General features: G+C 49.1%; 15 protein-coding genes and 2 pseudogenes. 8 read left to right on the forward strand and 9 right to left on the reverse strand.

Features of this window, described 5'->3' with window-relative positions; all coding sequences use genetic code 11:
- The first annotated feature begins 87 nt into the window (after positions 1 to 87).
- The 4 genes from QRY16_RS19925 (at position 88) to QRY16_RS19940 (ending at position 3,795) form a co-directional block, all read left to right on the forward strand.
- Positions 88 to 957 (forward strand): manganese catalase family protein, encoded by an 870-nt coding sequence (locus tag QRY16_RS19925; RefSeq protein WP_289777802.1) that lies wholly within the window; start codon positions 88 to 90, stop codon positions 955 to 957.
- A gap of 50 nt (positions 958 to 1,007) precedes the next feature.
- Entirely contained in the window at positions 1,008 to 1,838 is an 831-nt protein-coding gene (locus QRY16_RS19930) for an MBL fold metallo-hydrolase (RefSeq protein ID WP_289777788.1), read from the forward strand.
- A gap of 235 nt (positions 1,839 to 2,073) precedes the next feature.
- Complete coding sequence (locus QRY16_RS19935; RefSeq protein ID WP_289777789.1) at positions 2,074 to 2,481, forward strand: DUF2231 domain-containing protein; 408 nt, start codon at positions 2,074 to 2,076, stop codon at positions 2,479 to 2,481.
- A gap of 12 nt (positions 2,482 to 2,493) precedes the next feature.
- Complete coding sequence (locus tag QRY16_RS19940; protein WP_289777790.1) at positions 2,494 to 3,795, forward strand: PQQ-dependent sugar dehydrogenase; 1,302 nt, start codon at positions 2,494 to 2,496, stop codon at positions 3,793 to 3,795.
- Positions 3,796 to 4,333: 538 nt separating this feature from the next.
- Here QRY16_RS19940 and QRY16_RS19945 read toward each other — a convergent pair.
- The 4 genes from QRY16_RS19945 to QRY16_RS19960 all read right to left on the reverse strand — a co-directional run bounded on the left by QRY16_RS19945 (position 4,334) and on the right by QRY16_RS19960 (position 8,034).
- Complete coding sequence (locus QRY16_RS19945) at positions 4,334 to 5,575, reverse strand: MFS transporter (RefSeq protein ID WP_289777791.1); 1,242 nt, start codon at positions 5,573 to 5,575, stop codon at positions 4,334 to 4,336.
- Positions 5,576 to 5,587: 12 nt separating this feature from the next.
- Positions 5,588 to 6,721 (reverse strand): metallo-dependent hydrolase, encoded by a 1,134-nt coding sequence (locus tag QRY16_RS19950; RefSeq protein WP_289777792.1) that lies wholly within the window; start codon positions 6,719 to 6,721, stop codon positions 5,588 to 5,590.
- 53 nt (positions 6,722 to 6,774) lie between these two features.
- Complete coding sequence (locus QRY16_RS19955; RefSeq protein ID WP_289777793.1) at positions 6,775 to 6,954, reverse strand: hypothetical protein; 180 nt, start codon at positions 6,952 to 6,954, stop codon at positions 6,775 to 6,777.
- An 87-nt stretch (positions 6,955 to 7,041) separates the two neighbouring features.
- Positions 7,042 to 8,034 carry a GT-D fold domain-containing glycosyltransferase gene (locus QRY16_RS19960; RefSeq protein ID WP_289777794.1) on the reverse strand — a complete coding sequence of 331 codons (993 nt, stop codon included), beginning with the start codon at positions 8,032 to 8,034 and terminating at the stop codon, positions 7,042 to 7,044.
- Positions 8,035 to 8,717: 683 nt separating this feature from the next.
- On the opposite strand from QRY16_RS19960, the gene QRY16_RS19965 reads away from it, so the two are divergent.
- Positions 8,718 to 11,078 carry a membrane-bound PQQ-dependent dehydrogenase, glucose/quinate/shikimate family gene (locus QRY16_RS19965; RefSeq protein ID WP_289777795.1) on the forward strand — a complete coding sequence of 787 codons (2,361 nt, stop codon included), beginning with the start codon at positions 8,718 to 8,720 and terminating at the stop codon, positions 11,076 to 11,078.
- Positions 11,079 to 11,240: 162 nt separating this feature from the next.
- Here QRY16_RS19965 and QRY16_RS19970 read toward each other — a convergent pair whose 3' ends face one another.
- A complete protein-coding gene (locus tag QRY16_RS19970) occupies positions 11,241 to 12,011 on the reverse strand; it encodes a prepilin peptidase (protein WP_289777796.1) in 771 nt (256 codons plus the stop codon).
- A 286-nt stretch (positions 12,012 to 12,297) separates the two neighbouring features.
- Between QRY16_RS19970 and QRY16_RS19975 the strand changes: the two are divergent.
- Positions 12,298 to 12,652: pseudogene (locus QRY16_RS19975) on the forward strand (phosphoethanolamine transferase domain-containing protein); the annotation flags it as partial.
- A gap of 204 nt (positions 12,653 to 12,856) precedes the next feature.
- On the opposite strand, the gene QRY16_RS19980 reads toward QRY16_RS19975, so the two are convergent.
- Entirely contained in the window at positions 12,857 to 13,888 is a 1,032-nt protein-coding gene (locus QRY16_RS19980; RefSeq protein ID WP_289777797.1) for an NADPH-dependent curcumin/dihydrocurcumin reductase, read from the reverse strand.
- A gap of 116 nt (positions 13,889 to 14,004) precedes the next feature.
- Positions 14,005 to 15,105 carry an NADH:flavin oxidoreductase/NADH oxidase gene (locus tag QRY16_RS19985; RefSeq protein WP_289777798.1) on the reverse strand — a complete coding sequence of 367 codons (1,101 nt, stop codon included), beginning with the start codon at positions 15,103 to 15,105 and terminating at the stop codon, positions 14,005 to 14,007.
- Positions 15,106 to 15,411: 306 nt separating this feature from the next.
- On the opposite strand from QRY16_RS19985, the gene QRY16_RS19990 reads away from it, so the two are divergent.
- Both QRY16_RS19990 and QRY16_RS19995 read left to right on the forward strand, forming a co-directional pair.
- The gene (locus tag QRY16_RS19990; RefSeq protein WP_289777799.1) at positions 15,412 to 15,663 is read left to right on the forward strand and encodes a helix-turn-helix domain-containing protein; all 252 of its coding nucleotides are present in this window, start codon (positions 15,412 to 15,414) and stop codon (positions 15,661 to 15,663) included.
- Complete coding sequence (locus QRY16_RS19995) at positions 15,656 to 16,831, forward strand: type II toxin-antitoxin system HipA family toxin (protein ID WP_289777800.1); 1,176 nt, start codon at positions 15,656 to 15,658, stop codon at positions 16,829 to 16,831. Before QRY16_RS19990 ends, QRY16_RS19995 begins: the two co-directional genes overlap by 8 nt.
- Here QRY16_RS19995 and QRY16_RS20000 read toward each other — a convergent pair.
- Together QRY16_RS20000 and QRY16_RS20005 are read right to left on the reverse strand one after the other, a co-directional pair.
- Positions 16,818 to 16,919, reverse strand: a pseudogene (locus QRY16_RS20000) (hypothetical protein); the annotation flags it as partial. The gene QRY16_RS19995 and the pseudogene QRY16_RS20000 overlap by 14 nt on opposite strands.
- A gap of 237 nt (positions 16,920 to 17,156) precedes the next feature.
- The gene (locus QRY16_RS20005) at positions 17,157 to 17,585 is read right to left on the reverse strand and encodes a protease inhibitor I42 family protein (protein WP_289777801.1); all 429 of its coding nucleotides are present in this window, start codon (positions 17,583 to 17,585) and stop codon (positions 17,157 to 17,159) included.
- Positions 17,586 to 18,222: the final 637 nt, after the last annotated feature.

Consider the following 18,222-nt stretch of genomic DNA (forward strand, 5'->3'; position numbering starts at 1 on the left):
GAAAAATTTCTGGCATACTTGATGGGCAGGCATAGAGGTGATCTCATTGAATTGTTGGCACAATCAGTAGATCACATAACTCTATGCCTGTCTTTTTTCACCCGCACATTTCTGGGGATTCCCCAGCCGAATCCGGGGCTGGCAAACCTGCTGCTGGAGCAGTTTGGCGGGCCGCAGGGTGAGTTAGCGGCAGCATGTCGTTATTTCACCCAAGGGTTAGGCGATGAGGATCCAGGGCGTAAAGACATGCTGTTGGATATTGCTACAGAAGAGTTAAGCCACCTGGAAATTATTGGCAGCCTGGTGGGTATGCTTAACAAAGGCGCAAAGGGTGAACTGGCTGAAGGCGTGGAAGAGGAAGGTGAACTGTATCGTTCCCTGACCAATGGCGGCAACGGCAGTCACACCACGTCATTGCTGTACGGCGGTGGGCCGGCGTTAACGAATTCGGCGGGTGCGCCCTGGACGGCAGGCTACATTGATACTATTGGTGAAGTGACGGCAGATTTACGTTCAAACATTGCTGCTGAGGCGCGTGCGAAAATTATCTACGAACGCCTGATCAACGTCACCGACGATCCCGGCGTAAAAGATGCTTTAGGCTTCCTGATGACACGCGAAGTGGCGCACCAGATCTCCTTCGAAAAAGCGCTGTATTCAATCCGGGATAATTTCCCACCAGGAAAATTGCCACCGATTGAACAGTACGCCCACACCTATTACAACATGTCTGAAGGCGGCGAAGTTCGGGGAAGCTGGAACTCAGATGAAAACTTCGAGTATGTCGCGGATCCGCAACCTGCGGTGGATGGTGGCGACGGCATGTCGAAAGTCACGCTATCTGAAGAACAAAACACCTGCGTTGAGAACATGGCCATCCGTACCCAGTCCGATCCGACGATTAACCCCTTAACCGGCACCGATCTGGGCCAGGGCACGCCAAAAGAGCAGAAGTAATCAGTGAACGTTTCTGCGTTTACTGGCCCGTCAATTTTAAGGAGTAAAAAATGCGCGTTCATCATTTAAATTGTGGATGTATGTGCCCGGTCGGTGGCGCGCTATATGATGGCTTCAGTGCATCTCCTTTTGCCCATCTGGTTTGTCATTGCCTGCTGCTTGAAACCGATACGCACGGCTTAATTCTGGTCGATACCGGAATGGGTTTGCAGGATATGCAACGGCCCGCCGAACGTCTTTCGGGCTTCTTTCGCGCAATGAACAATATCCGCTACGATAAGCGCTTAAGCGCATGGCAGCAGATAGTTGATTTAGGTTTCAAACCTGATGACGTTCGCCATATCATTCTGACTCATCTCGATTTTGACCATGCCGGCGGCATCACGGATTTCCCACAGGCGCGCATTCATCTGTTACAGCGGGAACTGCAAACCGCTACCGATTCGCAAGGCTGGTTACGCCGTCAACGGTATCGTCCCCAACAGTGGGGCAGCCATGATGGCTGGCGTGGTTATCCTGATGGCGGTGAGCGCTGGTTTGGGTTTGATGCAGTGCGAGCGATAGATGATTTAAGTGATGATATTCTGCTGATACCGTTGCCAGGCCATACTTTGGGCCATGCGGGTGTGGCGATCCGTTATGGACAAGGGTGGATGCTACATGGCGGAGACGCATGGTTTTATCGTGGTGAAATGCATCAGGAAACCCGTCATTGCACACCCGGTTTACGTTTCTATCAATGGATGATGCGTAGCGATGCGCAGGCCTGGCGCACCAATCAACAGCGTTTACGGGAGCTTTCGCTGCAACACAGCCATGAAGTTACTATGTTTTGTAGTCACGATGCGCGTGAGCTTAAGGCTTTTACTTCCCGGAGCTAATCCCTTCTTATCAGGCGCGCCGTAATACCCCGTTCTTCAGGGCGGGGAAGATGCCAATATTTAAATAATTTCATTGCATGCGACAGTACGGATACCCCTGTTTAATTTCCCTTGCTTGCCGAATTAGCCCGTCATTTCTCGTCATATTTACTAATATTTTACAAGCGAGGAGGCGGTTGCTGGGGCAGCGACGTACCGCTTTCTACGGATTTACTCACAGAATAGGGAGAGGAAAATGCGCACTACCTCGGAAAGGTCGGCGTTCGCCGTTACGCTTTATGCTCTACTTGAACCGCTGCCGCTGGGCTTTTTTGTTGCTGCCTGGCTGTTCGATATAATCTACATGAGAGGCTTTGAGATCATGTGGAAGGATGCCGCCAGCTGGTTAATTGCCTTCGGACTGGTGCTGGCTATTCTGCCGCGTTTAATCAGCCTTGTTTATCTGTTTCGCGCCAGCAGCGCACCAGAAAAAAGCCATTTTTGGCTCTCTTTATTAGCCATCATTATTGCCATTCTGAATGCCTTTATTCATAGCCGTGATGCGTATGCGGTAGTGCCAATGGGGGTTATCCTTTCGACGCTGGTAGTGGCGCTGTTGCTATTGGCGAATGTTCAACTCGCGTTACGTCAACGCACGGCTTAAGGAGGAGCAGAGATGAAAAGACAGCATAAATCTTTACTCGCGGCGACGCTGATTGCTTTGCTGGTGGGCTGTGATGACGGTGCGTTGATCGATCCGCAAAAACAAACCGGGCCGAATCCTGAATTACCCCAGGCGCAAAATTTCGTTATGCCGCCCATGCAGGTGCCAGAAGGCGTGCCGTGGAAGGCGGGTGAAATGCCGAAGGTGGCGAACGGGCTGAAAATTGAGAAAATAGCGGAAAAACTTCAGCATCCGCGCCAGGTTTATGTCCTGCCCAATGGCGATGTGCTGGTAGCAGAATCAAACGGGCCGCCGAATGCAACGGCTCGACCCAAAGAGTTGATTACCGGCGTGATTAAAAATTCCTCCGGTAAAGGTGGTGCCGGAGGCAACAGTATTACGCTACTGCGCAACGTAAACGGCAAGTGGGAAAAGCATCGTTTTATTGAAAACCTGTTTTCGCCGTTCGGTATGCAGTTGATTGGTAATACATTATATGTTGCGAACGCCGACAGTCTGGTAAAATTCCCTTATACCGAAGGCGAAACAGAGATTCGCACCCCGCCAACAGAAGTTACCGAGTTACCTGGCGGACCGATTAATCATCACTGGACTAAATCGCTGCTGGCCAGCCCTGACGGTAGCAAGTTGTACGTTGGCATCGGATCCAATAGCAATATTACTGAAAACGGCATCGGTGCGGAATATCGTCGCGCGGCGATCCTGGAAGTTGATGCCGCCAGCGGTGCCAGCCGCATTTACGCCAGCGGATTGCGCAATCCTACCGGTTTACAGTGGGAACCACAAAGCGGCAGGCTATGGGCCATTGTCAATGAACGCGATGAAATCGGCTCGGATTTAGTACCCGATTATATGACGGCGGTGCAGGAGAAAGGATTTTACGGCTGGCCATACAGCTATTATGGGCAGCACATTGATAAACGCGTAGAGCCGCAGCGTCCAGATTTGGTAGAGAAAGCCATCAAACCGGATTATGCGCTCAGCTCACACGTGGCGCCGCTTGGCCTGACATTCTATAGCAGTGACAATATGCCGCAGTACCGGGGTGGTGCGTTCATCAGTGAACATGGCAGCTGGAACCGTAAGCCGCTAAACGGTTATCAGGTGGTTTGGGTAAAATTTGAAAATGGTCAGCCGGTGGGGCAGCCGCAGCCCGTGGTGACAGGTTTTCTGACTGACAATCAAAAACAGGTGCGCGGATTACCGGTCGGTTTAGCCGTAGATAAGCAGGGCGGTGTCTTAATTGCCGATGATGCAGGAAATAGCGTGTGGCGTATTAGCTCGGCAGAGTAGCTAAACGCAGGGTAATAAAAAAGGATTTGGCCTAAGCCAAATCCTTTTTTTGTTCGTCACCCGGCTGGTAACCGTATTCCGAACGAGGTGCTCAGCACTCTCCACAAAAGGGATTCTAAATAGTGCGGTGAAATATTTCAAGTTTGGCCAAAATGCTGTATGGTTATACAGGTGTTGAGGGGTGAGTTCAGCCTCATTGTTGACTGGCCGCTTCCAGGGGCACGGTTTTTAAATCCCGGCAGGCATCAGGTGGTGCTGGCCTGTGGCTTTAACCATGGGTGCCGCTCAGCTCTCTTCACACGATATGCTTAGGCGCCCGGCGGGTAAAGTCAAAGCCTCGGTAGCCGAACAGCGCGCTCCTGTAAAAGGAGAAGGAAAGTGATGGAACTGACAAGGCTGATTTTGGATATTATCCGAATCATTTTGCAGATCATCGTTGCCCTTATGCAACTGACCGGTAAGGCATACTAACCGGAACTTGAAACAAGGCGGAGCTAACCACTCCGCCTTTTTCATCTGGTTAATTTCCCGGAATAATTTAATTCTGTGGAGCAGGTATGGCTTGTGGCATGGGATGGCGATGACGCCACCAGCCGAACAGTAGCAGCGAGGCTCCACCGAGGATGACAAGCGCACCGAGTAGGCTGAAACCCGACATATAATTGCCGGTTCGGGCATAAAGTATCGCCACTATAAAGCCAGCCAGCGTACCGCCACCGCCTGCGCCGAGACCATTAACAATCCCAGCCGCCGCACCGACTGCTTGCGGCTGCACACCAGACTGAATTATCGACCAGATGTTCGGCGTAAAGCTGCTGGCGTAATACCCCATGGCCAGGGTTATCAACGTCATTTTTAACATCGGACTGGCAATTAACGGCAGCAGCAACAGCAATGCACCTGGTATTAGCAGCCCAAGCGAAGCAATAACCACCCGCTTGCCGGTTTTATCGCTGATCCATGACATAGGAATGGCCAGAACCACCGCCAGCAAATAGGGCAACGCGCTGGCAATGGCCTGATCCCAGCCAGTAAAGCCCAGCGAACGAGTTGCCATCGGGATCCATAAAGTAATGCCCCAAAACAGCATCCCTTGCGTCAGATAAGTGACAATCAGCAGAACAAAAGACCAGCCGCCAAAATCTTCTTTGGTCAGATGCACACGGCTGGGAGCCACTTTCTGCTGCTGTGTGGGTGCATCGCGCGTATTGAGCAGCACGCGAGCATAAAGCGGCACCATCACCAGCAGACCAATACCGCCGCACAGGAAGAACAGATTGCGCCAGCCGATCATCTCATGCAGCGGAGTCAGGATGATAAAGCCCAGCCCCAGCGCAAGAAATTGTCCGTAATAGTGGATCACGCTGTTAGCCCGCGTCAGCTCAGAAGGGGCGAACCATAAGCGGACGAATCGTGACTGCTGTGGCCAGTAGATGCCTTCTGCAATGCCCAGAACAAAGCGGCAAATCACCAGCAACGCAACGGCATGCACCATGCCCGTTGCCAGCGTGGCAGCAGACCATAGCGCCATCATCGCGATAGCAATTTTTTTGGGATCGAAGCGGGTAGTAAAGATACCGCCGCAAATATTGGCGATGATATAACCCAGTAAAAATGCTGTCAGGACCAGGCTGGAAGTCGTTGCAAAATCGGCTCCTGCGAAACCCAGCTCCTGCGCCACTTCTTTTAAGGTAACGGAAAGGTTGGTGCGATCAATATAGGAGATAAACATGCCAAGCATCAGCGTGCCGCCGATGCGTAACCAGGGAGAATTTTTCATGTGTCCTCACGGTTAAACTGCCAGGCTGCGCCAAAGCGGTACGCCGGACTTGAATGTCAATTGCGGGACCAGCAGCTGCTTGCCTGTAAAGGCATGCTGATGTACGTCAGTAAAGGTCACCGATCGCTGTTCGAGTTTGAATAAGGCGACATCGGCACAGTGGCCTGGCGCGAGCGAACCAATATGGTCGGACATGCCGAGTAATTGCGCTGGGCGTTGGGTACAACAGGCTACAACGCGGTCCAGCGCCATGCCCATCGCGAGAAACTTTGACATTACCCACGGCAAGCCAAACACGGGCGCACGATTCAGTGTCAGCAGCGATAAGTCGCTGCTGATGATGTCCGGCAGGAAGTCATCCTCAATTGCCTGTTGTGCCACGCGCTGAGAAAAATTATTGCGACCATGGGCGCAGTCAAATATTACGCCGCGCTTACGGGCAGCGTGGGCGGCGGCTTTCACCTTGCCGCGGCTATCCAGTAATGTGTCACCCTTACCGTGATAACAATGCGCGAATACATCGCCGTCTCGAAACGCTTCAAGTAGTTGCTCCGTTGGCAGCACCGGATCGGTCATATGCACCGCAACACGACAATTTAGCGTTTCTGCCATTTCAATGGCTTTCAGCAAAGGGCGGGCGCCCAACATATCCACCACAGCGCGCTCTTCTTTGAGTTTCAGACCGAGCAGGGTATCAGGATAGCGAAGGAACAACTGTCGCAGACGTGGAAGATCAAAATAATCAGGATCGTAATCTTCCTTCTGCCAGAGCTGGCCGCCGGGGCAGGCGGTGACAAAACATTTGATACGAACCAGGCTGCGCGGAATCTGGTCACGCAGGAAACTTTCTACATTCGCGCTGCCTGCTGAACCTGCATCAACAACCGTAGTGACGCCAAAAGGCAGGCAGGCGAGATCCGGCGGTACGCTGCTATGGCTGCCACCATAAAAGACGTGAGCGTGATAATCGATCAATCCGGGAAAGGCATAGCTTCCTCTGGCATCAATGATTTCCGTATGTTCACTGATGGGTAAATCTGATGCGGCAATAACATCATCAATAATGCGAATAGACTGTTGAGAATTTATCTCTCTGGCGGGATCAATGACGTGAGCGTTTTTAATCAAAATATCGTTAGTTGTCATAATAAGGTCGGCCTTCTGCGTTATTTACACTAACTGACATTTCAGCTTAGTGATTAATGCAGAAAAAAACGTTGGTCAATCGCCCTTGTTTTGCCGAAATTTAAGCGAAATCTCTGTGTAAAAGCCTTAACGGTTTTTATCTCCGTCACGCTATTTTTATTTTTGTGATCAAGGCGATCAATGCGCTGGCCGTAACCAAAAACGAGCCAGCCTGCAAAAGAAGAAGCAAGCAATTTCAAACCTGCCTGTGGTTGAAACTGCTTGCGGCATGGAATAGTCGCGTTAATGCTGCGGCTTAGCAAGGGGAGAAAGAACTCTCATCAGGCGGCTGTGCCATGAGCGGAAGGTAAAGGTTGTGAGATTGGCACGGCTACTGCTTCAGTTGCTTCTGCGGCTTCGCCGATATGACACAAAATCTGCTGCTGATATCCGCTATCCTGCACCGTATTTTGTTCACTTAGCAGCACACCGACTTCATTAACATTTTTGCCTTCGACTTTCATTTTGTTGGTAGCGGATGCCAGCATCCATTCGTATTCAATGTCCATATGTCCGCTATCAATACAGCGGATACCCTGCTGACTGAGATCGTAAGCCAGCACCGTGGCAGTGGGTCCTAAAGAGATCAGTACCACGTCGAATTCGTGGGCACTGGCTAAAACCGATGCATAGAGCCGGTCATAAACGGAAAAAGCATTATGGTTAAGCGTAGTAATACGTTTAATTACTTTAGCGCCAGCTAATAAATCATTACCTAAACCTAATCGGGTTCCACTGCCTTCTACAATTAATATTTTTCGGTCTTTAAACAGTAACTTGAATTTATCGAAAATAGTGTGTGATAAATTTTTCGTTTTATAATCGTGGTACGGCCGTGTAACGGAGGTGTTGCCATATTGATAGGTTTTATTCAACAGACTTTCATAACGCGAAAAGAAAAAAGATTTATGAAAGAACCAAAATAATGCTGAGCCAAATCGCATGTTACGGGTGCTACGAAAGGCATCTGGCAGACATAGCAGACAGCGAGGATTCGCTTGCGGATCGCTCTGCAACAGGGCTTTTAACCTGGCTGACAGGCGTTCATCAAATGGTTGAAAACCGATGTTTTTATAGTAAGTCATTTCGAGTTCGCCATCGCCATAACGTGCCAGCGAAAGCTTTTCGTCTTGTAATAATCGATTAATTGTTTCTTCAATCGAAATGACGGAAAGTTTTTTTACTTTACGTTGCGTCCCCGGATATTTAATGGCAGCGTGAAGAAACTTAACCGGGAAGCGAAACTTCCGATAAATTGAATAAAGCATGGGCATAATTTACCTGCCTGTTAGGTAGCAGTTTTTAAGCTTTAAAGAAGCATAAAAACAGAAGGGCCTCAGGAGAGCGTTAATATGATCTATATCACATTGCAGAATATTTCCAAGCTACGGAATATCTTAAAGCGATTTTCTCAGGAAAAACAGAGCGATTAATTAATGCTTCTTTGGCGAAACTTTTAAGCAAACGAAGCATGTAATAAGTAAGATCTAAAAATTTAAAAAGTTACTTAAGATTTTATTTTTGTTTAACTTATTGAAAATAAACAATTTAATAATTATAAAATGGCTAAGCTAAAAGAGGGAAAATAATTATCCAAAACAGGAATTAAGAATAATCTCACAGAGTGAAACGCCAATTCTTTACGTTTTTTTGTTACTTCAAGGATATTTACATTAATAATAGTATGAATGAGTTACGTCATTAAACTACTATTTTTACAAATTGTGCTAACTATTTAACGAATTGTTTAATTTTACGTGATAAATTTCACATAAAATACCTGTTAAAAAGCCTTGGCTGCCCGTCAATGCTCGTACCCGCCTTTTTAAATCAATAAGCTTACCTAAACACTTACAAATTATCTGGTTTTTACGCTTAGCTTATAGTGGTTAAAATCGCGTTGAATTTATGTATGTTTATTTGGCATTTATTACCCGTATTAGCTTAAGGAAAATTAATGCTTAGCAAAATTACCAGTATAATCATTGCGATAGTTGCGGTCGTGATGTTATACATGAGAGGAGAACTCCTGCTGCTGGGAGGTAGCGCATACTATGCGCTGATGGCGGCAGGTTTATTAATTACCGCAATTTTACTGTTCCTGAATAAACGCAGCGCTTTAACGTTTTATGCGCTGCTGATGTGGATTACACTGTTCTGGATTATTTGGGAAGTCGGTTTTGATAAGTGGCAGTGGATCCCACGCGGTGATCTGTTTGGCGTAATTGGCGTCTGGCTGGCTTTACCGTTTGTTGTGCGTCCTCTGTATCAGGGACAGCGCCGTTTCCATCCACTGTTGGGAAGTACGGTAATTATCATGATTGCGTTGGTGGTCGGCCTGTGCTTCTACGATCCGTTGCCACAAGAGGGTACGATCAGCAATGAACGTGCACCTTCTGCAACCACCGGAGCGGGTAATGACTGGAGCGCTTATGGGGGTTCAACCAATGGCTTGCGCTTCTCATCACTGAATCAGATTACTAAAGACAACGTTAAAAACCTGGAACTGGCCTGGAGTTATCACACGGGCGATTTGCGTCAGAATGATGATGCGACCGAGTACACGTTTGAAGCGACGCCGCTGAAAGCTAACGGCATGTTGTATTTCTGTACGGCCCATAATGAGGTGCATGCCCTCGATCCTGAAACGGGCGCGGTTAAATGGAAAACGGCACCCGATAATGATCACTCTTATCTTCAGCAGCATCAAACCTGCCGTGGCGTGAGCTACTATCAGGACAGCAGTGCAGCAGCGGATAATAGCGCTGCGCAGCCAGCGATGTGTCGTAAGCGTATCCTTCAGGCCACCACGAATGCTCATCTGATTGCCCTTGATGCTGATACTGGCAAACGTTGCGCGGATTTTGGCCAAAACGGTGAAGTGGATCTGCATGCCAACATGGGTGAATTACGTACACATGCGCTAATGCAAACGGCAGCTCCGCTGGTAGCCGGTAATCTGGTGATCGTCGGCGGTTCAGTCATGGACAACGGCTTCAATGCCGGTAACCCGTCAGGGGTGATTCGCGCCTACGACGTGATTACAGGGCATCTGGTATGGAATTTCGATCCGGCTAACCCAGACAACACCGCACCGATTGCTGCCGATGCAACCTATCCTCAGGATACGCCTGTTGCATGGGGTACGCTGAGCGCGGATCTGAAAAATGGGCTGGTTTACGTGCCGTTTGGTAACGCCTCGCCGGATGAGCTTGGCATTGAGCGTGATGCCAACAGCAATACCGAGAAATTCCGTGATGCGCTGGTGGCGCTGGATCTGAAAACGGGTGCACTCAAATGGCGTTATCAAAGTTCGAATAATGACCTGTGGGATCGCGATAACCCTTCTCAGCCATCGCTGGTAGACATCAATTATCAGGGCAAAGCTGAACCTGCAGTGATCCTGCCGACTAAGACAGGGAATCTGTTTGTACTTAACCGTTTGACCGGTAAGCCAGTTTATCCTGTTGAACAGGTGAAAGTATCAACTGAAGGCGGAGTGGATGGTGAGAAGTTCGCGGCAACCCAGCCGGTTTCCAGCCTGAACTTTATTCCACAACCGTTAACCGAAAAATCAATGTGGGGTATCTCGCCATTTGATCAGATGAGCTGCCGCACGACTTTCCGTCAGCTGCGTTATGATGGCAATCCGTGGACGCCTTCTACCGAAAAAGGTTCGCTGATTTTCCCTGGTAACAATGGTGTATTTAACTGGGGTTCCGTGGCGATTGATCCAGAACGACAGGTGTTGATTGCTGCACCGGTTCGTCTGGCCTATAAATACACCCTTATTAAGCGTACACCGCAAACCGCAACCAAACGCACCTTTACCAAAGATGGTCAGCCGTACTGGAACGAAAACTTCCATGGTGATTACGCGATCCACATCCAGCAGCTGGCTTCTGGACTGGGTATCCCGTGTATCGCACCGCCCTGGGGGCGTATGGTCGGCGTTGACCTGAAAACTGGCAAAACCGAATGGTTACGTCGTGTAGGTACGACTAAAAACCTTAAGATCAGCTTCCTGCCGGGCAATTTCCCAATCGGTTTCCCGATGGGCATGGTGGCACACGGTGGTCCGCTGGTAACCGCAGGTGATGTAGTGTTCCACGGCGCAACGGCAGATAATTTCTTCCGCGCTTACGACAGCAACACCGGCAAATTGCTATGGCAAACCGAGCTGAGTGCTGGCGCACAAGCTACGCCTTCTACCTTTATGGGTAAAGATGGTAAGCAATATGTGGTCATTGCAGCGGGAGGTCATGGTTCGCTTGGCACCGAAGAGGGTGACAGCGTTATGGCATACCGCCTGAAATAACCTGAAAGGCTGAGCGTTCACTCTGGACGCTCAGCCGCTTAATATATCGATTATTCACCGCCTTTACGCTTAACCTTTTCCCTCTCTTTTATCGCTATTTCCCTGTGCAAGCATCAAAGCCTTTACTACGGCTATTTACCGCTGGGCGTAACTTAATCAGTTTTAGACTAATTGTTTGACATACAGGTAAAAACCCGCCAGTGAGATCCAGGGACCAAAGGGAATGGTTCGATGTAGATCATGGTTGAAACATAATTTAGTCAGGAGAAGCAAGAACAACCCGCCACCGGCCGCAATGATCAGTAACGCAGGAAGCATTTGCCAGCCAAGCCAGGCGCCGAGCGCAGCCAGCAGCTTAGCATCTCCCATCCCCAGACCCTCGTGACCTCGCAAGCCACGATAACCGGTTGCCAACAGCCACAGCGTGCTATAACCGATTGCTGCGCCAGACACCGCATCCGCCAGGTTTCCTGGTAATACCGCAAAAACATGCAGTAATAAGCCTGACCAGAGCAGGAGAAACGTTAATGCATCCGGCAACAGCTGATGCTCAATATCAATGAAGGCTAAAGCCAATAACAGCCAGCACAGCAACAGCGCGCATAGCAGTTCAGGAACGGGGGGGAGCAGCCAGGCGAGGAAGAAACTTATGGCTGCCGTTATAGCTTCTGTTACCGGATAGCGTAGGCTAATTGCGCTTTGGCAGTAAAAGCATTTGCCGCCTGGTATCAACCAACTCACTAAAGGAATGTTATCGCGCCAGCGCAACGGTGTTTTACAGTCAGGGCAATGCGATCGAGGCCGACAAAGCGCTAATACAGAGTGCGGTTCAGACAGGAATTGTGGCAACCGATAAACCAGAACATTAATAAAACTGCCCACCGATAACGCGGTAATCACTGTTATCAGCCAAATGATAATTTCAACGTCCATGTTGTCGCCTCTGTTTGTCTGTTTGGGCCAGCAAATTATGGCCGCAACAGTAAACCGAAAGGCGATAACAGCCTACCCATACGCAGCACTTACCGCTGATTTCAGCGTAATCGTCGAGGTGTGCCGAGGTTTTTCAGCATAAGCCAGCGCTGAGCACTGACTTGCTTAGGCATTTCACGACGGGTTACCGGTGTCATTCCGCTGTTCACGCGTTTTAAGCTTCTTAAGGTTTTCCTAAATTTGCTCTGACAAGCTGACTATCCCTGTGATCGATCGGATTGTTGTTATGCGCCTGACGCTGTTAAAAAGGCCGACGCTCAATCGCCTTGCCTTTATTTTGCTGTTTTCTGCTTATATTGCGCTGTTTTTAAATGTCGCCTGGTATCGTCAGGTGATGGCCGTCATGCCGTTGCATACGGTGCATGCCGCGCTGGTATTTCTCTCGATGCCGCTGGTTGCGTTCTGCTTTTATAAGGATTGCGCCTCGCTGTTTCGCAACAATAAAAAGCTGATCAAAGGCTTAAGCCCTTCTAACAGCATTGTGGCGTCGCTCTCGTGGTACAAACATCACCGGCTCGCTGGTGAGAATTGGTGAAGATGTCTACCGTAATCCGCTGATGCTCAACGGCACCAAAAAACACTCCTGCAACCTGAAAGGGAGAACACATCAGTGTGGTACAGCTGGCCGCCCCTGAAAGCAGAGGCTCGCCCCCTTAACGGGTATCACGAAATCTGATGCTCAAATCAGTGGTGGCGAAACCCGACAGGACTATAAAGATCCCAGGTGTTTCCCCCTGGTAGCCCCCTCGTGCGCTCTCCTGTTCCTGCCTTTCGGTTTCATGACCTTATTCCGGAACCTTTATTACTGTTTTACCGAAGTTTTTTCCGTTCAGCATATCAATAAAGGCTTGCGGCGCGTTTTCCAGTCCTTCAATCACGTGTTCGCGATAATGTATTTTTTTATCCTCAATCAGCGGCTTCATCGCCGACAAAAATTCTGGATACCGATCACCATAATCCTGAAAAATGATAAAACCCTGGACACGGATGCGGCGTTTCAGAATGGCCGCCATAATCATCGGCGTTCTGTCCGGTCCGTCAGGCAGATCGCGAGAACTGTAGCCGGAAACCAGCCCGCAGACCGGAACGCGGGCAGCCGTATTCAATAGGGGGAACACGGCATCGAATACTTTGCCACCCACATTTTCATAATAAATATCGATGCCAGCCGAACACGCTGCTGCAAGTTGCCCGGCGAAATCGCTGCTGTGGTGATCGACACAGGCATCAAAGCCCAGCGTCTCGATGGCATAGCGGCATTTCTCTTCACCGCCTGCAACGCCTACGACACGGCATCCTTTCATTTTGCCCAGCTGTCCGACGGTTGCGCCTACCGGGCCGGTCGCTGCCGCAACCACTAAAGTCTCTCCCTCTTTTGGCTGGCCAATATTCATCAATCCCATATAGGCGGTGAAACCGGGCATACCCAAAATTCCCAGCGCCCAGGAAGGATGGGGCAGATCATTGCCTAACTTAACCAGGTCCGATCCATCAGAAACGGCGTATTGCTGCCAGCCACTTTGCCCCAGCACCCAATCGCCTTGCTGATAATCAGCATGTTTTGACGCTGCAACCTGACAAACCGTGCCGCCAACCATGGGCTTATCCAGCTCAGCCGGCGGGGCATACGATTCTCCATCATCCATTCGTCCGCGCATGTAAGGATCAAGTGAAAGGTAAACGGTGCGTAATAACACTTCACCCTCGTTGAGTTCAGGTATGACCTGTTCTACAAAACGGAAGTTTTCTTTCGTGGGTTCGCCAGTTGGACGTGAAGCCAAAAGCCAGGCATGATTTTGTGTTTGCTGTTTCGACATGGTTTCTCCTTTCCGGATTGCGTGTGCCGTTTCTGTTACCAAAGTTTAGGCTGAGTTAACGGTCTGTGGGGTAAGGAAATGGTATGCCCACTAACCGCCAGATCTTTCATCCCGAATTAATCATTCGATTCAAGCGTTCCTTTCACGCCGTGTGGTTCAGAACGTAGATACTGTGGAGGAACCTGTACTTTACTCTGTAATTCAGCCGCCGCGTGCCACGGCCAGCGAGGGTCATAAAGAATACCGCGTGCCAGCGCGACTAAATCAGCTTCGCCATTTTGCAACAGTGATTCAGCCTGTTGCGGTTCAGTTATCAGTCCCACCGCAATCACCGGAATGTTAATTTGCTGGCGAATATCGCGTGCAAAAGGCACCTGATAGCCCGCTTTGATCGTAATCTTTTGCTGTTGTGACAATCCACCGCTGGAAACGTGGATGTAAGCACTTTTCAGTAACGCAAGCTGCTTCGAGAAAGCAATAGACTGAGTAACATCCCAGCCGCCGTCAACCCAGTCTGTGGCGGAAATACGCACGCCAACCGGAATTGTATCCGGCACGGCTTCTCTCACTGCTTTAAAAACCTCCAGAGGGAAGCGCATTCTGTTTTCTAAACAACCGCCAAATTCATCGGTACGCTTATTTGAGAGCGGTGAAAGAAACTGATGCAGTAAATAGCCATGCGCCGCATGTATCTCAATTAATTCAATGCCCAGGCGAACGGCCCGCTGAGCGCTTTCGACAAAGGCTGTTTTAACGCGATGAAGATCGTCATTGCTCATGGCACACGGCGGATTTTCTTCCTCGCTATAAGCAAGTGAAGAGGGCGCAATAGTTTGCCATCCTCCCGCATCTTCAGATAACTGTTTACCTCCTGCCCACGGCGCCGCACAAGAGGCTTTACGCCCGGCGTGGCCTAGCTGAATGCCAATACGAATGGGCGAGTACTGGCGAATATCCTCTAATATTGTACGCAGTGCGGCTTCCGTATCATCATTCCATAACCCTAAATCCTGCGGCGAAATGCGGCCAATATCCTCAACAGCCGTCGCTTCGATAATCATTAATCCCGCGCCAGAGAACGCCAGTTGTCCAAGGTGGATGCGGTGCCAGGCCGTGGCTTTACCTGCATCGGCGGAATACTGGCACATTGGCGCAATCACAATTCGGTTATTCAGTGTTAACTCACCAAGACAGGCGTTAGAGAAAAGATGACTCATGAAAACCTCTTTTTCTTTATGTGGATGGCAAAAGATCTTCAACAACTATAGAACTAACTGTTTTGCTATGTCGCGGGGAAGAGAGGAGCTAATTAGTTACAACACACAATATACAACAAAACAAATCGCTTAACCCACCACAGATGCCAACAGAAACAGTCGTACCATAACGTCTTATCAGGCACACAAAAATTTATCCATAACACCGCTTTCCTTAGTCAACGAACAACTATAAAAGGTAACTATATAGTGACATTTCACCATTAAAGTGCTATTTGTCACTATATAGTGACATTAGGAGGGCGTATGTTGCCTGGATTAAAAGATGTCGGCTTAAAATGCCGGGAAAAGCGCAAAGCGAAAGGGTGGACCCAGTCGGCTGCGGCTTCGCGCGCTGGTATCCACAGAACGGTGATTTCTGAAATTGAAAATGGCGCTTATACCGGTTCTTTAAAATCCCTTGCGCTTTATCTGACAGCCATAGAGTTAGTGTTAACGGTACAGACAGTAGGTTTGCCACAGCTAGATGAACTTGAGGCTTTGTTCGACGATGATTGATTTGAAACAGCTTTCACGCCCGATACGGCATATCGAGGTTTACAACGGCGGGGAATATTCTGGCAAATTAATTCATGAACACGGCAGTTATAATTTTACCTATCCGGCCTCCGACAGCCGGCGCGTATCGCTGACCATGTTGCCTCATAATAAGATGAGTTATAACGCCAGCCGGTTATTTAATATTTTTGAGATGAATATCCCGGAGGGATACGTCCGTTACCATATTGCTGAGCGCCTGCGTCGCTATGTAGGAAACGTATCCGATATGCTGTTTCTTGCACTCCAGCAAGATACCGGTATTGGGGCGCTTTCTTACCTGAGCGATATAGATTTGCCGACGCCTGCGCCTGAAAAGCTGGAAGAACTGCTGAGATGGGATCATAAAGAAAGCGCATTTGAATATTTACTCAATAAATATCTTCTCAAAACGTCTATTTCCGGTGTACAGCCAAAAGTCATGCTTAGCACCGAAAGCCGGGGAGCCGTTTTGTATCCTAATTTAATCGCCAAAACGGGCGATGAAGAATATCCGCGGCTGGCAGAAAATGAATTTATTTGCATGTCGCTTGCTAAAGCCTGCGGCTTACCCGTTGCGCCTTTTTGGCTATCAGACAATAAAGAACTTTTTATCATGGAGCGCTTTGATATCACTGGTAACAGGCGACTGGCAATGGAAGATTTTTGTGTGCTGGCGGGTAAAACCTCCGATCATAAATACACGGGTTCGTATGAAATCGGGGCGAAAATTGTCAGTCTGTTTACCCACGACCAGTCACAGGTTGAACGTTACTGGCGCTACGTGCTGTTTAGCTGCATGGTTGGCAATGGCGACGCACATCTCAAGAATTTTTCGTTGTTGTATTCAGCAGAGGGTGAACCTGTGCCACAGCTATCGCCAGTTTATGATGTGGTTAATACGCAAATCTATCCGACAAACGATAAAGAACTGGCGCTGAAAATGAATAAGACCAGGCTCTTTCCCGACAGAGACAGCCTGATAAAATTTGGACGTGAACTAAAAATCGTTAAACCTGCCAGCGTGCTGGAAGAGTTTGCCGATCAAATCAACGATCAGTTAGCGAATCAGGATCTATTCGGGGAGTTTCCAGAATTGCGCCAGGCAGTAGGCCGTTCAGTTACGCGGGCCGTTGCATCAATATATTAAGGGATAAACGAAACAGAATTTTTGATAACACGGAGCCGTGCCAGACAAACAAGCGACGAAACCAGTGCTGAGAAGGACGAATGATCATAATGCGCGATAAGCAGGTTTTAGATTTTGTCTGCTAAGGTTACGCCGCTGTTAACATAAAATCGACCCTCAATATGCACCGACTGGCTGAAGAAGCGAAGGTAAGAAGCGTTAATGGCAGGGATTTCAACATAGCCGTGCAGGGACGGAACAATATCGAAACCGAAGGGCTGGGATAGGTGTCATTCCTTTACTGACGTATATTGCCGGAATGACACAGCATGTCTACTACTCCCGCTTAGTGACTAGTCGGATCAGTGATTTTAACCTGTTCCATCCATATCTTATTTTTTACCTGCTCCCACGGGCGGCTGTATATCAGTTCAATCACGCCATGACCGGCCTTTTCTGCTCTGAAGGTAAAAACCTGCGCGCCATCGCAGCCGGCCATGCCGGATTTACATTCGTCTGATTGTCTGTAATCAGATGAAACAAAGGATACCTGCGAAGGCAGGGTGCGCAATATCCACGTATAGCCGGTGGAAGGGTTTGCTGGCAGCGTTAGGGTGAACAGTTGTCCGGTGTTTACCTGTTGATGGTGCTGCGTTACCGCCGGTGCGCTGTGGTTTTCAGGCGCAACGGCACGCCCGGTCTGTGCTTCAGCCATGGTGGCGGCAGGAAGCAGTAATATGGACGCCATTGCGGCTGCGGTCAGTCGTTTTTTCATTTTCTTTCCTTTGTTAATGTCATTGACATTGAGAGGGATCCTTTCTGATTGCCGTCAGGCTCAGGCTTCAATACTGAGGACGGAGACAGGTAAAAATACAGGGGCCGCATTGTTGCATAAAATTTATCAGTCGCGATTTGATCTGACATCGAATCCTGTTCCGTTGAGACGTGCCGGTTTTGACAGGACGTTAAAGCTGGTTTTATTGAATAAATCATAGCAGGGGAGCAAACAGCTTCGTACTGGTATTGTTGTTATGCAGTGCGAGGTTATTCCACGTTGTGTCCAGACATCCACTTAAGTCAACGCTTGCTTGCCAGAACCCGGTTATATCCTTTTCGGCTATGAGCGCTAAACCTCAAGCCCTGCATTTATATCGCAGGGCGCTTGTTTTCGCTCGCAGGCCAGGCATGGATCCAGGCAGCTTCATCTTGACGGTAAAAGTATGGCAGGCGGGGGGCAGAGATATGAGTGTCGGATAAGCGGCGGAGCGTTAATTTAACATAATATACATTATGCGCACCAGTGCGCAGATAAGCCCGTTCGGAAAGAATTTGTTGCCGGATACCCAGGAAAAAACAAACCGCACCCCGGGTTGATGTGAAAGCCTGTCACCGACGATAGCCATTCTGTCACA

Source organism: Mixta mediterraneensis (genome assembly GCF_030283135.1).
GTDB lineage: Bacteria > Pseudomonadota > Gammaproteobacteria > Enterobacterales > Enterobacteriaceae > Pantoea > Pantoea mediterraneensis.